Raw genomic sequence first — 14,469 nt, 5'->3', positions numbered from 1 at the left:
GAACTTAGCCTAAAAAAATTGATAGCAACGCCACCGTGATGATTGGTTCCACGAGTTTTTGAAGTGGCTCCGCGCCCGCCACCCATTCGATAACTGTCCTGAGGTTTAAACAGAATAACATCCTGTCTCATCAGATTGACAGTTAACTGATGTAGTGGTGTCAGATCATCAATCATCCAAAAAGAACGGCCTTGTGTAGCTGCAATCAGATGATTGTTTTTAGTAGCCAAATCCGTAATAGGCACAATGGGTAAATTTAGCTGAAATTTTTGCCAATTAGCCCCTTCGTCAAAAGAGATATACACACCTCTTTCCGTTCCTGCATATAATAAGCCTTTACGCTTTGGGTCAGCTCTCAGGGTACGTGTAAAATCTTCCGAACCAATTCCATCGGTGATTTGCTTCCAGGATTTTCCGTAATTTTCCGTTTTGTAAATATAGGGCCGGTAGTCTCCGGTTTTGTATTTTGTTCCGACAATATATGCACCACCTTTATGGAAAGGATCTACTTCAATACAGTTGATCATCATCCACTCCGGCATTTTTTCAGGAGTAACGTTCATCCAGCTTTTACCACCGTTTTTTGTTATATAAACCAACCCGTCATCAGAACCTGTCCAAATCAAACCCTCTTCATATTTTGATTCGTTGACAGCAAAAATAGTTCCGTAATATTCAACGCCTGTATTGTCTTTTGTAATAGGTCCGCCGGAAGGCCCCAGTGTCTTGGGATCGTTTCGGGTTAAGTCAGGGCTTATTACTTTCCATGACTGTCCTTCATTTGTTGTAACATGTAAGTGATTTGAGGCAGCATACAATTTGTTTTTTTGATGAGGTGAGAACAAAATAGGAAAATTCCACTGAAAACGGTATTTAAAATCTTCAGCTCCGTGTCCCATAGGATCATCCGGCCAAACATTAATGGCTCTTGTTTCTCCTGTCGTATGATTTTTACGGGTCAATAAGCCACCATAACTTCCTCCGTAAACAATATCATTATTGTTAGGGTCAATGGCTATATGTGCACTTTCTCCTCCGGCAGTAGCTTCCCAGTCCTTTTCACCGATAAAACGCCCCTGTGTTCTGTGTGAAACTCTAACGGTAGAATTATCCTGTTGAGCTCCATAGATCCGGTAAGAGAAATGATCATCGGTAGTAACACGGTAAAATTGTGCTGTGGGCTGGTTCAAATAAGTAGTCCAATTGATTCCCGCATCAAAAGAAACCTGGGTGCCACCATCATCGCCAATAATCATACGTTGGTTATCTTCCGGAGCAATCCATAAATCGTGATGGTCTCCATGCGGGGCATTGTATGTTTTATAGGTTTTTCCTCCGTCGGTAGAGCGGTGGTAGCGAATATTTAAAACATATAGTACGTTTTCATCTTGTGTATCTGCATACAGACGGGTATAATACCATGCGCGCTGCCGTAGTTTGCGCTCACTGTTAATTAATCTCCATGTTTTTCCCGCATCGACAGATTTATAAACACCGCCTTTTTTATTCTCTATCAAAGCCCAGACAATATTGGAGTTTACCGGCGATACTGTAATACCGCTGATGCCCCAAATTCCTTCCGGCAACCCTTTATTAGCAGAAATATTTGTCCAGGTTTCACCCTCGTCAGTACTTTTCCACAAAGCAGACCCTTATCCGCCACTAGATAAACCGTAGGGGGTTCTTCTAACATTCCAGGTAGTGGCATATAGAATTCTGGGATTATTCGGATCGATGATTAAATCTATAACCCCGGCATCTTTGTTAGCAAATAATTTTTTATTCCATGTTTTTCCTCCGTCAACAGATTTATAAACACCTCTGTCTTCGGAAGATTTGAACAGATCCCCTAATACTCCTGCATATACAATATCGGGATTTTTAGGGTGGATTCGCACTCTGGGAATATGACGCGCATTTTTAAGCCCCATATGTTTCCATGTTTTTCCTGCATTGACAGATTTCCAGATTCCATCACCTGAAGAAACATTTCCGCGTACGGTTTTTTCACCGTTGCCAACATAGATGACATTGTGATCCCATTCGCTAACGGCAACAGCACCCACAGAACCTCCAAAAAAACCATCAGAAATATTCTCCCAGGTATTCCCGGCATCCGTTGTTTTCCATACTCCGCCACCCGTAGTACCCATATAAAAGAGGTTGGCCTTACCGGGAACACCCGTTACAGCAGCACTTCGTCCACCTCGAAATGGGCCAATATTGCGCCATTTAGTGGCATTAAAATATATTTTGGAATATTTGGTAGCTTTTTTTTGAGCATTAACTTTGTAGCTTTCGGAAATGAGAAAGCATATAAGAACAAAAATTATTTTTTTCATTTTAGTCAGGTTGTTTTAAGAAGTCTAAATTTAGGTATTTATTATTAGAGTGAAGTATTTATGAAAATTCATATTCAAGGTGTTGAAAATAAATTGATAAGTGGGCATCTGAGCATCTCCGGATCCAAAAGCAAGTCGAACCGACTGTTAATTCTTCAAAAATTATTTCCGGAAATTGCTATTGAAAATGTATCCGACTCGGACGATACACACCACTTGCAAGAAGCATTATCTACAAAAAAAAACGAAATAAATATCGGGCATGCCGGAACAGCCATGCGGTTTCTTACGGCATTTTTTGCCATACAAAAGGGGAGGATGGTAATTATATCCGGATCGGACAGGATGCATAACCGACCGATACAAATTTTAGTAGGCGCTCTGAAAGATTTGGGAGCTGACATTTCTTATATAGATAAAGGAGGATATCCTCCCTTGAAAATTTCCGGAAAAAAACTGACAAAGGATTTTGTTAAAATTCGCGGAAATGTAAGCAGTCAATATATTTCCGCATTACTTCTGATTGCTACTCGTCTGACCCATGGATTGACGATTGAGCTATTAGGTGAAATTACTTCAATTCCTTATATAAATATGACATTGTCATTATTAAACCAATTGGGGGTTGAAACTTATTTTGAAAATCAAATCATTAAGGTAAAGCCTTTACGGGGATTTAAAAAACAATCTGTGGTTGTGGAGTCTGACTGGAGTTCCGCATCTTATTTTTATTCCGTGGCGGCATTGAGTAGCCTTGGTTCTGAAATTACGCTGTCATCTTATAAAAAAGAGAGTTTACAAGGCGATGCCGTACTTGCAGCAATTTATGAGTATTTTGGAGTGAAAACGATTTTTAAGGAAAATACAATTGTACTAAAGAAGGTGGCAGCATCTTGTAAAAAACCTCTGGAGATTGATTTAAACAAGGCTCCCGATATTGCGCAAACCATTGCCGTAACCTGTTTTGGATTGCAAATAGGTTGCCGTTTAACGGGTTTGCATACGCTGAAGATCAAAGAGGCAGACCGATTGGAAGCACTAAAGAATGAGTTGACAAAACTGGGAGCGGATATTACGGTTACTAATGAGCGTTTAGATTTAAAACCTGCTTCGAAAATACATTCCGGCGTAGCCATTGAAACATATCACGACCACCGGATGGCTATGGCATTTGCTCCGTTAGGATTATTGACTTCATTGTATATATTAGATGCAAATGTTGTTACAAAATCATATCGTAATTTTTGGCAGGACATGAAGCAGTTGGGATATATACTTTCATAAGTAGAGATTTTTGTTAGATAGGGTATCTGCTTATATTGATTTAGCCTTATATTTTCTGGTTTGAAAGTTTTAAGTTTTATACTCGTTAAAAATCCTTTTTTTAATAATAAAATTTATTATTGCTTTTTAGATTCGATATCTAAAAATACTTGACAAGGGCAGTTTGTAGATCGTATATTTGCCACCATTATAAAAAAACAATTTAGATGAAGCTATCTCATTTCAAATTCGATCTACCTCTTCGTTTACTGGCAGAATATCCTTCGGAGCACAGGGACGAATCTCGCTTAATGGTATTAAACAGAAAAGATCAGTCAATAGAACATAAGGTGTTTAAAGACCTTATTCATTATTTTGGTGAAGGAGATGTAATGATTTTAAACAATACCAAGGTCTTTCCTGCCAGAATGTATGGTAATAAAGAAAAGACAGGTGCCAGGATTGAGGTATTTCTGCTAAGGGAATTAAATCCCGAAAACAGATTGTGGGATGTCTTGGTTGATCCGGCCAGAAAAATCAGGATTGGAAATAAATTATTTTTTGGAGAAGATGATAGTTTGGTAGCCGAGGTAATTGATAATACTACCTCAAGAGGGAGAACATTACGTTTTTTATTTGACGGCAGCTATGAAGCGTTTAGAAATAAATTAGTAGAATTAGGGCAAACACCGTTGCCAAAATACATAAAGAGAGCTGTTGAGCCTTCGGACGGAGAAAGATATCAAACCATATTTGCTAAGAATGAAGGCGCAGTAGCTGCACCTACTGCCGGTTTGCACTTTTCCAAACACCTGATGAAACGCCTGGAAATTAAAGGAGTTGATTTTGCCGAATTGACATTACATGTTGGTTTAGGTACGTTTAGCCCGGTGGAAGTGGAGGATTTATCAAAACATAAAATGGATTCCGAGCAAATTATCATTCCACAAAATAGCACACGGACCATTAACAATGCCTTGGATCAAAAGAATAAAGTATGTGCCGTTGGAACAACAGTAATGCGTTCCATAGAATCTTCAGTATCTGCAGATAGCCGGTTGAATTCCTATGAAGAATGGACAAATAAATTTATTTTCCCTCCTTATGATTTCAGTATTGCGAATAGTATGATTACGAATTTCCATATGCCACAATCAACTTTATTGATGATGACTGCCGCGTTTGTAGGGTATGACTTCATTATGAAAGCGTATAAAGAAGCAGTAAAAGAAGAGTACAAGTTTTATTCTTATGGAGATGCGATGTTGATTTTATAACGGATTAATGTAGTAATTCATTTAGTGTGAGGGGTTGTAAATTTTCATAGCTCTTTTTCTTTCTGATGAATTTTTACTTTTCTCCTATCCTCTGCAAAAGAGAAAATTGGACTTGCTACATTTAGAGTGACAAAGAGTTAAGCTAATTTTATCTAAAATAACTTAACCATATGAAACGAAGAAAATACAGTAAAGAGTTTAAAATTAAAGCAGTAGAATTAAGCAATGTACGAGGTAACACAAAGCAGATTGCCATGGAATTGGGAATCAGTGCAGATCTTATTTACAGATGGCGTAGAGAATTAGAACAGCGTCCTGATTTAGCTTTTAGCGGTAATGGCGTCAAACAACTCACAGAAGATCAGAAAGAGTTAGAGCGATTACGTAAACAGCTCAAGGATGTTACCATGGAGCGGGATATCTTAAAAAAGGCCGTGAGCATCTTCTCCAAGAGCGATCGGAAGTATTGAAATTTATCAAAGATTACAGTAGAGAATATCCGGTTGGGAAGATGTGTAAAATTTTTAAAATTAGTAGAAACAGTTATTACAGGAGTAAGAATTATGTTCCATCAGATAGAGATGGAAAAAATCGTATGCTACTCTCTGAGATTCACCGTATCTGTGAGCGAAGTAAATCTACTTATGGAAGTCCTAGAATTACAGAGGAACTCAAAGCTAAAGGGTTTAAAGTATATAGGTCTAGGGTAGCACGATTGATGAAAAAACACGGGATTAAAGCAGTTCGTAAAAAGAAATTTGTTGTCACGACAGATTCTAAGCATCAATATCCAGTAGCTGATAATGTATTGGATAGAGATTTTAAAGCTACCGCTGCTGCACAGAAATGGGTTTCTGATATTACCTATTTAAAGACTGCACAAGGATGGCTGTACTTAACGGTAATTATTGACCTGTTTGATCGTAAAGTCATTGGTTGGTCTTTGAGCAATGGACTCAAAGCAAGACAAACTATCATTGCTGCATGGAGAATGGCTGTAAACAACAGAATGCCTTGTGAAGGTATGATTTTTCATTCTGATCGAGGTGTACAATACGCATCTCATGCGTTTGTTAATATCCTTAAAAGTTATCATGTAACACCCAGTATGAGTAGAAAAGGAAACTGTTGGGATAATGCAGTAGCTGAATCTTTTTTTAAAACAATCAAAACAGAACTAATGATAGACAATAAGTTTATATCCAACAAAAGTCTTCAAATTAAAGTCTTTGAATACATAGAAACTTGGTACAACAGATACAGAAGACATTCTGCTCTTGGTTACAAAAATATCATCGAATTTGAAAAATTATATCAAATCAAAAATGTAGCTTAACTTTTTGTACCATTTTTTGTTGCATATCCACCCCGATGAGATTTACGATCAGGTTGTAGTCATAGACAAACAAAGTAGGTTATATCACGATCGTAAATTATCTAATATTGTTTTTATGGGAATGGGAGAACCTCTGATGAATTATAATAATGTACTTAAGGCAATTGATAAGATCACTTCACCTGAAGGCTTGGGAATGTCATCAAAAAGGATAACAGTGTCGACATCCGGAGTTCCGAAAATGATTCAAAAAATGGCGGATGATCAGGTAAAATTTAATCTTGCCGTATCGCTACATTCCGCTGTAGACGAAAAAAGAACTTCCATTATGCCTTTTAACAAAACCTTTCCTCTGCAAGATTTGGCTGAATCTTTAAAGTATTGGTATTCAAGAACCAAGCGAAAAGTAACCTATGAATATATAGTCTGGGATGGAATCAATGACAGAGAAGAAGATATCAAAGCTTTAGTAGATTTTTGTCAGCATATTCCTTGCAAAGTAAATTTGATAGCATACAACCCGATTGGTGACAGAACATTTCGGCAGGCCGATTCAAGAGTGGTTCAGAATTATATATCTCACTTGGAAATATATGATATTGTGGTAAATGTTCGCTGTTCGAGGGGGAAAGATATCGATGCGGCTTGCGGGCAATTAGCAAATAAATCGTAGTATATTTCCGTATAGGCTTATATTTTGTACTTTTGTAGTACTACATGAAGCTAGTTGAAAACATAAAACAGCCTATCAAAAAAGAGATGGAGCTCTTTGAAAGTAAATTCAAAGATGCAATGATCTCCAAAGCCCCGCTGCTCAATAGAATTACTTATTATATTGTACGAAGAAAAGGAAAACAAATGCGCCCGATGTTTGTTTTTTTAACTGCAAAAATGGCCTCTGACGGAGGATTTGATGAGCGAACCTATCGAGGAGCTTCCATAGTGGAATTAATTCACACGGCTACCTTAGTACATGACGATGTTGTGGATGACAGTAACCGCAGAAGGGGATTTTTTTCTATCAATGCGCTCTGGAAAAACAAAATTGCTGTTTTAGTAGGCGATTATTTACTTTCCAAGGGGTTGTTACTCTCTATAGATAATGAAGATTTTGATCTGTTAAAACTCATTTCTATTGCAGTTCGCGAAATGAGTGAAGGAGAATTATTACAAATTGAAAAAGCAAGAAAGCTAGACATTACCGAAGATGTTTATTTTGAAATTATTCGTCAGAAAACAGCTACATTAATTGCTGCTTGTTGTGGCATCGGAGCAGCCTCCGTAGGAGTAAATCAAGAGACCATCCAACAAATGAGAATGTTTGGGCAGTATATCGGAATGGCTTTTCAAATCAAAGATGATTTATTTGATTATTCCGATGAAAAAATCGGGAAACCTATCGGAATAGACATTAAAGAGAAAAAAATGACTTTACCGCTGATCTATGCGCTTAACCATAGTTCGGAAAAAGATAAAGCATGGATTATTGATTCTATAAAAAAGCACAATAAAGAGAAAAAAAGAATAAAAGAACTCATTCATTTTGTTAAGCAGAGCGGAGGAATACAATATACCATTGCTACTATGCATGCTTATAAAAACAAAGCACTTGCAATTCTGAGCAATTACAAAGACTCTCCGTATAAAAGTTCATTGATTAAAATGATTGATTACGTGGTAGAACGTAAGATTTAATCAAGTTAAAAGTTAGACAGTTATGAGTTTAAGAAAGAAGTGGATTAAAAACGCTTTTAAAATGTAGGTAATGAGTATTTTATAATAATTTTTGGCTCTAGTTTGAAATAGCATTGATAAATACGATTATTTATTCTTTCTATTGAATTTTGAGTCAAATTAGAAGTAAAAAGCATTCAGAGCTCAGCAATATCAGGAGTGAAAGGCATAATACCTAAAATGAACTAGAGCTTAATTTTTTATGGCACTATAAATGAAACTTATTAAATCTTCAGAATCAAAAAACACAATTAGACGTACCAACGGGCAGTTAATGATTTTTAAAGTTACAGCATAGTATAAAATGGATATATTACATTCAAAAATTATTGGCCGGGGAGTGCCTTTTCTGATATTACACGGATATTTTGGCATGGGTGATAACTGGAAATCTCTGGGGAACAAATTCGCAGAGGATTTTGAAGTTCATTTGATAGATCAACGCAATCATGGCCGTAGTTTTCATGCAGCTGATTTTAATTATGAAATTATGGTCAGCGATCTACATGCGTATATAAAGCATCATCATATAAAGAACTGTATTTTATTAGGACACTCTATGGGAGGTAAAACGGCAATGTTATTTGCAGTAACCTATCCGGAGTTTGTCCAAAAATTAGTGATCGCGGATATTTCCCCAGGCACTTATAAGCCTCACCACAATGAAATACTGAAAGGATTACATTCGATTGATTTTTCCGTACATAATTCCAGGCAGTTAGTAGATGAAAAATTAAGTGAGTTGATACCGGAAATCGGTGTCAGGCAATTTTTAATGAAAAATGTATATTGGAAAGAAAAAGGGCAACTGAATTTTAGGTTTAACTTAAAATCACTATCGGAAAATAATTCTAAAATAGGAGCAGCACTGCCCAATTTTACATCTTTTTATGGCAATGTCTTATTTATAGCCAGTGAAAATTCGGGGTATATTACGGACAAAGAAGAACCTGCCATCAAAGCTCATTTTCCAAATGCTGAAATTATAACTATGGCAGACACAGGACATTGGTTGCATGCTGAAAAACCACAAGAATTTTACGATTTAGTAATGGGGTTTGTGAGCTAAATAAATAGTTTTTACCTGATTTTTTTAAGATAAGCAAGCTTTTAAGAGATGAGTACTCTCTGTGCTCTTTGAGAGATAGCAGTCAAAATCTCATAAGAAATGGTATCGGAAATGTTGGCAAAATGCAGGATGGTTTCCTGAGTGTCAAAAATGATAACCTTATCCCCTTCTTTACAATCAATTTTAGAAATATCAACCATTATCATATCCATACATACGTTTCCAACGATAGGTGCTTTCTGATTTTGAATAGTTACATACCCTTTTCCGTGACCTGATTTTCTTGAAATCCCATCTGCATGTCCAATAGGGATAGTAGCAATTTTAGAAAAGTTTTTGGCAGCAAAAGCACGATTATAACCTACTGTTTCTCCCGGTTCAATCTTATGGATTTGAGAAATAACAGAACTTAATTTATGCGTGTTTTTTAACTGGGAAGTTTCCTTTTTGTCATTCCCAAAACCATATAAACCAATACCAATCCGCACCATATCAAATTGTGCTTCAGGATAATTAATAACGCCCGAAGTGTTTAGTGTGTGAATCATAGGCCGATTATCCAAATGCTTGCACAGTTTTTCTACAATGACTTTAAAATTATCGATTTGCCCAATGGTAAAATCTTTTTCATGAGGGTCTTCACTGGCAGCCAAATGCGAGAAAACAGATATCACTTTAATATGATCGGAAGCTTTGATCCTATCCCAAATGAGTGGTATATCATTGTGCCACAAGCCCAATCTGTTTAAACCGGTATTGAATTTTAAATGAACCGGATAATTTGTCAGCGTGTGCTCATCGGCAAATTTTAAAAAGGAGGTAAGCAGTTTGATACTATAAACTGCAGGCTCCAAATGGTATTGTACCAAATACTTAAAATTTTGGATTTGAGGATGTAAGACTAAAATCGGAGTTTGAATTCCGGATTTTCTTAAGGCTATACCTTCGTGTGTATAAGCCACACCGAAATAAGCAACTTTATCTTGTAAAAAAGAAGCTATTTTAACCCCGTCACTTCCATAGCCAAACGCTTTTACCACAGCTAATATTTTTGTTGAAGGGTTGAGTTTTTTTCTAAAATAATCAAGGTTATGCATTAATGCATTTGCATCAATCTCCAAAACCGTTACATGATTATTCATCTCTTTTTGCTGCTTTTCTTTTTTTCTGCGCTACCTCTTTCATAGCCTTATAGTATGCAGCTCTGCTTAAAGGCTCATATTCTTGGGTTTCTCCTAAAAAAACAATGGCATCGTTTGAAGTTTTTCGGAAGCTGTAATTTGCCAGATTTCCTGTTCTGCTACAAACGGCGTGTACTTTGGTTACATATTCGGCTGTAGCCATTAATGCAGGCACAGGTCCAAAAGGATTTCCTTTAAAGTCCATATCCAAACCCGCAACAATCACCCGAATACCCCTATTAGCCAAGTCATTACAAACAGCTACAATTTCATCATCAAAAAACTGTGCTTCATCTATCCCCACAACATCTACATTATTTGCTAATAACCGAATGTTAGAAGATGCAGGAACCGGAGTGGACCTGATTTCGTTAGCATCATGAGAGACTACCATTTCGTCATCATATCTGGTATCTACTGCAGGTTTAAAAATCTCTACATTTTGTTTGGCAAACTGGGCCCTCTTAAGCCTTCTTATTAATTCTTCGGTTTTACCGGAAAACATGGAACCACAAATTACTTCTATCCAACCAAATTGTTCTACATGATTTACCGTATTTTCAAGAAACATTTTGTAATTTTAGGCTTATAAATGATTGTATATTATAGTTTGTAATTAAGGGGAATAACAAATTTATTAAAAAAACAGTTCAAACGAGAATTAAAGAACATAACTTATGCACAAAAAACTAGCAGCAGATTTGACCAGTTTGGCTCATAGTATTTTGCAAATGAAAAACAAAGAAGATGTTGTTGCTTTAAAAGAAAAGGCATATGCTGTTTATGAAAAATTAGCTGTACTGGCATATGTGGAGGAATATATCAATAGTACTCCAAATCCAACTTATACGAAAGAAGCTATTATCGAAAAAATAGCAGCTGCCGATATTGAAAAGGAGATGGAAGAAACCGGCACTTCTACGGAACCCGAAATGGAGAACATAAAAGCTCAGGGAAAAACTTTAGAACAGCAAAACTCCGAAGAGCACCTTGACAAACCCGATATAAAAGTTCAAAATGAAGATGAAAAATCAACCGATGATTTGTTTACAGAAGAAAAATCAAAGAAAAATGATGAGAAAAAACCTTCTGAAAATAAAAAAAGTTCTTTAGAAGATGAATTAGAAGACACGATTCCGGTAGATGTTGTTGCCGATTTGTTTGAAAATGTTGCAAAAAAATCGTTAAACGATGCACTACAGGGAGATATTCAGATTGGTTTGAACGATCGAATTGCTTTTGTCAAGAATTTATTTGACGGAAGTCAGGAAGATTTTAACAGGATAGTTTCACAATTAAATATCATCAAAACAGAAAAAGAAGCCAAGAGGTTCATTAATAAGGTAGTAAAACCGGATTACGATTGGACAGATAAAGAGGAGTTTGAAGAACGCTTTATAAGTATTGTAGAACGTAAATTTTTATAAAAAAGGGTTCTATGAAAATAGAAGTTTCCAACGGAGAAATTATAGATAAGCTCACAATTTTAGAAATTAAGCTTTCCGAGATAAAAGATGCTAAAAAATTGACGAATATTCGGAATGAATATAATGTTTTAACTCCCATTGTTGAGAGCATTTATAAGGCAAGTAAAGATGATAAAAAACATCTAAAAAAACTACAAAACGACTTGCTTCTGGTAAATAAAAAATTATGGAAAATAGAAGATGATATCAGAGAATGTGAGCGCTCGGGCAACTTTGGAGAAACCTTTGTTCATCTGGCTCGTTCGGTATATTACACCAATGACGATCGTTCGGATATTAAAAAAGCGATCAATATATTCACAGGGTCGGACTTAATAGAAGAAAAATCATATGAAGATTATAAACCACAATGAATCCTTAGTTTTCCCTCAATAAAGAACCGTTTTGGTAAAAAACACCCGGAAGGGAATAGGTAAAGTAAGTATTACCAAAAATCAAAGAGACACGTAGGTTTATAGAATTCATACCATTTATCACTTGAAATTACCGGTATAAAGTACATTTGTATTATATTTGTATAACATTATGTTATTCAAATTTGAATTTATGAAAACACAAACAGCTTTTAGAATTGATGAGAAATTATTAGAACTTCTGAGAGAAAAAGCAAAAGCTCAGAAGAGAAGTCTTAATAACTATATTGAGTATATTTTATATCAAGTAGTAGGAAATATTCCTAATGATGAAACAGTTCAAGCGATAAATGATGCAAGAAAAAATATCAATCTAACTCCTATTAATGACTTAGATGAATATTTAGAAAATTTGTAAATGATATATGTATCAGCTTGTAGCGACTACCCGGTTTAAAAAAGATCTAAAAAAGGTTAGAAAGAATTTTGGCGATTTTAATATGGTTCGTTCTGTATTGAAAATACTGCAATTACAAGGGTTTGAAGGCATTCTTATTCAAATGAAACCTCACAAATTAAAGGGAAAGTATAAAGATAATTGGGAATGCCATATTAAACCTGATTTACTTATTATTTGGATACAAGTAGAAAAACCCAAAACGATAAAACTTGTTCGATTAGGTTCACATTCGGATTTGTTTCAATAATACTAAGTGACGTATAATAAAGAAAGTACTTTTTTAAGATTCTCAATTGTAACAGTCCTTAGAGCAATACAAGAGGGAGTTAGAAAGCAAGCTCATTGAGCTTGAGTTGTACCTCATAGCAATTTCTAATGAAGCCACCTTAGGAAACGGAGGTAGTTTTTTATATTTTAGCGAGCATATTAAAAATACCCTCTTATGAAACGATTTACTTTTTTCGGTTGCTTTTTTGCTGCTTGTCTTTTTTCCTATTCTCAATCTTTTGATTTTACTCCTAAAGGTAAAAAAGGAGAGATAGTGAGATATGATCAATTTACGCTGTGTTATTCAGAGGAACATGAGCAACCTTTTTGGGTTGCATACAAACTTACTCAAAGTGAACTTGAACTACCGATAAGAGACCGGATTTCTCCGGTCACTTTTGTCGCTAATTTGTCGCGTATTTTACACTAACTTTTGCCAATTTGCCCTCACTTATGCCCGTAAAGATAATAAATTTAGAAAAACAAAACCCTCTAGTTTAAAATTGCGTTGATATTAATTTTTGATACTTCAATCCAATATTTTGATATTTTTGATACGCATTAATATGTTCTGACACTTTATTTACAAAGGCATTGAGTTTATCGTTTCTATATTTTAATTTTTCTTTGATGCGATACCAGTTCAAATATTGTTGCAAGTATTTGGTAGATACTCCCCAAAACTTGTTATCTATCCATTTCTTAACTCTGTTATGAGTTGAGTTGACATGTTGTATATGATACACTTTGTTTTTGACACGTTGTTTTATGACGCCTTTTAGAGTGTGATGCTCTATTTTATTGTCTATTGCAAATCCTTTGTAGCTTAGATGTGTGTCCCTACATAAAATGGCTTTACTTGCCTTTATTCTGCTGCCAATAGCATTTACAATATCTATTTTCTTTAATCTTCCCATAGTGGCTACAGTAATATCTGGATTAGATGTTCTATCTTGGGTTACAATAACAGCTACTTGATCATTACTGATGCCTTTGGTTTTAGAGCTACCACCACGTTTTCTTGATTCCCGATGATTTACTGGTCGCCCTTTTTCTGAATTTAAAAAGAAGGTCTCATCACTTTCTGTAATGCCTGTAAAATCATCTTTATCGTTTTCTGATAATGGGACTAATATCTTATGAGGCCAGTCAAAAGCCGTTTTCTTGTTTATCGATAAGGCTACTTTTATCTTATCTAAGCTCTTTTCTTCTAGCATTAATTCAAGGTAGTCATCAATCTTGTCCTTATGTTGCAAACCTGCCATCCAAGTACCTGTGTATTCTGTAAAACTGCGTTTGCAGGATTTACACTTATAGCGCTGAGAGCCTTTGTCAATACCAAATTTTACATACTTTGGATGCCAGCAATGGGCGCAACAACCTAACTTATTGTCTAATAAAAAACGCCTAGATTCTTGGCTTCTTACCGTTGGAACTGAATCTTTTGGTGATGTTGACAATTCTTTTAACAATTCCTGCCTTTCAGATGGGGAAAGTTTGGAAATTCCTCGCTTTATTTCTTGTAAATTCATGTATTAAATATACAAATAATAGCTGTTATTAACTAGAGCCAAACAAAACCCCAGAATATTCCTATTCTGAGGCTTTTTCTTACCTGCGGTCTGGACGGGACTCGAACCCGCGACCCCATGCGTGACAGGCATGTATTCTAACCAGCTGAACTACCAAACCGTTGCCTA

At 35.8% G+C, this 14,469-nt stretch carries 13 protein-coding genes, 1 tRNA gene and 2 pseudogenes; 11 read left to right on the top strand and 5 right to left on the bottom strand.

Features of this window, described 5'->3' with window-relative positions; genetic code table 11:
* Nucleotides 1-11: 11 nt before the first annotated feature.
* A pseudogene (locus GKR88_10610) lies at nucleotides 12-2,342 on the bottom strand (glycosyl hydrolase).
* Nucleotides 2,343-2,402: 60 nt separating this feature from the next.
* On the opposite strand from GKR88_10610, the gene GKR88_10605 reads away from it, so the two are divergent.
* From GKR88_10605 to GKR88_10580, 6 genes and pseudogenes are all read left to right on the top strand, one after another.
* On the top strand, nucleotides 2,403-3,626 hold the full coding sequence (locus GKR88_10605) for a 3-phosphoshikimate 1-carboxyvinyltransferase (GenBank protein QMU64692.1): 1,224 nt from the start codon (nucleotides 2,403-2,405) through the stop codon (nucleotides 3,624-3,626).
* Between the two features lie 206 nt (nucleotides 3,627-3,832).
* Entirely contained in the window at nucleotides 3,833-4,882 is a 1,050-nt protein-coding gene (gene queA / locus GKR88_10600) for a tRNA preQ1(34) S-adenosylmethionine ribosyltransferase-isomerase QueA (GenBank protein QMU64691.1), read from the top strand.
* A gap of 170 nt (nucleotides 4,883-5,052) precedes the next feature.
* A protein-coding gene (locus GKR88_10595; protein QMU64690.1) for an IS3 family transposase occupies nucleotides 5,053-6,218 on the top strand; the annotation gives its coding sequence in 2 pieces (ribosomal slippage) (nucleotides 5,053-5,302 and nucleotides 5,302-6,218; 1,167 coding nt in all).
* A gap of 16 nt (nucleotides 6,219-6,234) precedes the next feature.
* A pseudogene (locus GKR88_10590) lies at nucleotides 6,235-6,891 on the top strand (23S rRNA (adenine(2503)-C(2))-methyltransferase RlmN).
* 44 nt (nucleotides 6,892-6,935) lie between these two features.
* Nucleotides 6,936-7,913, top strand: a complete 978-nt coding sequence (locus tag GKR88_10585) for a polyprenyl synthetase family protein (protein ID QMU64689.1) — start codon at nucleotides 6,936-6,938, stop codon at nucleotides 7,911-7,913.
* 343 nt (nucleotides 7,914-8,256) lie between these two features.
* A complete protein-coding gene (locus GKR88_10580; protein QMU64688.1) occupies nucleotides 8,257-9,021 on the top strand; it encodes an alpha/beta fold hydrolase in 765 nt (254 codons plus the stop codon).
* 41 nt (nucleotides 9,022-9,062) lie between these two features.
* Here the strand turns inward: GKR88_10580 and alr are convergent, their stop codons facing one another.
* Both alr and GKR88_10570 read right to left on the bottom strand, forming a co-directional pair.
* Complete coding sequence (gene alr, locus GKR88_10575; GenBank protein QMU64687.1) at nucleotides 9,063-10,163, bottom strand: alanine racemase; 1,101 nt, start codon at nucleotides 10,161-10,163, stop codon at nucleotides 9,063-9,065.
* Nucleotides 10,156-10,773 (bottom strand): thymidine kinase, encoded by a 618-nt coding sequence (locus GKR88_10570; protein QMU64686.1) that lies wholly within the window; start codon nucleotides 10,771-10,773, stop codon nucleotides 10,156-10,158. Before GKR88_10570 ends, alr begins: the two co-directional genes overlap by 8 nt.
* A gap of 106 nt (nucleotides 10,774-10,879) precedes the next feature.
* Between GKR88_10570 and GKR88_10565 the strand changes: the two genes are divergently transcribed.
* From GKR88_10565 to GKR88_10545, 5 genes are all read left to right on the top strand, one after another.
* Nucleotides 10,880-11,629, top strand: a complete 750-nt coding sequence (locus GKR88_10565) for a hypothetical protein (GenBank protein QMU64685.1) — start codon at nucleotides 10,880-10,882, stop codon at nucleotides 11,627-11,629.
* A gap of 11 nt (nucleotides 11,630-11,640) precedes the next feature.
* Nucleotides 11,641-12,042, top strand: a complete 402-nt coding sequence (locus GKR88_10560; protein ID QMU64684.1) for a hypothetical protein — start codon at nucleotides 11,641-11,643, stop codon at nucleotides 12,040-12,042.
* A 172-nt stretch (nucleotides 12,043-12,214) separates the two neighbouring features.
* Nucleotides 12,215-12,460 carry a hypothetical protein gene (locus GKR88_10555; protein ID QMU64683.1) on the top strand — a complete coding sequence of 82 codons (246 nt, stop codon included), beginning with the start codon at nucleotides 12,215-12,217 and terminating at the stop codon, nucleotides 12,458-12,460.
* A 7-nt stretch (nucleotides 12,461-12,467) separates the two neighbouring features.
* Nucleotides 12,468-12,749 (top strand): type II toxin-antitoxin system mRNA interferase toxin, RelE/StbE family, encoded by a 282-nt coding sequence (locus tag GKR88_10550; GenBank protein QMU64682.1) that lies wholly within the window; start codon nucleotides 12,468-12,470, stop codon nucleotides 12,747-12,749.
* Between the two features lie 195 nt (nucleotides 12,750-12,944).
* The gene (locus tag GKR88_10545; protein QMU64681.1) at nucleotides 12,945-13,199 is read left to right on the top strand and encodes a hypothetical protein; all 255 of its coding nucleotides are present in this window, start codon (nucleotides 12,945-12,947) and stop codon (nucleotides 13,197-13,199) included.
* A gap of 67 nt (nucleotides 13,200-13,266) precedes the next feature.
* Here GKR88_10545 and GKR88_10540 read toward each other — a convergent pair whose 3' ends face one another.
* Complete coding sequence (locus tag GKR88_10540) at nucleotides 13,267-14,301, bottom strand: IS1595 family transposase (protein QMU64680.1); 1,035 nt, start codon at nucleotides 14,299-14,301, stop codon at nucleotides 13,267-13,269.
* An 86-nt stretch (nucleotides 14,302-14,387) separates the two neighbouring features.
* A tRNA-Asp gene (locus GKR88_10535) sits at nucleotides 14,388-14,461 on the bottom strand.
* Between the last annotated feature and the right edge of the window lie 8 nt (nucleotides 14,462-14,469).

The organism is Flavobacteriaceae bacterium (assembly GCA_014075215.1).
Taxonomy (GTDB): Bacteria; Bacteroidota; Bacteroidia; order Flavobacteriales; family Flavobacteriaceae; genus Polaribacter.
This window is presented reverse-complemented; position numbering and strand designations above follow the sequence as displayed.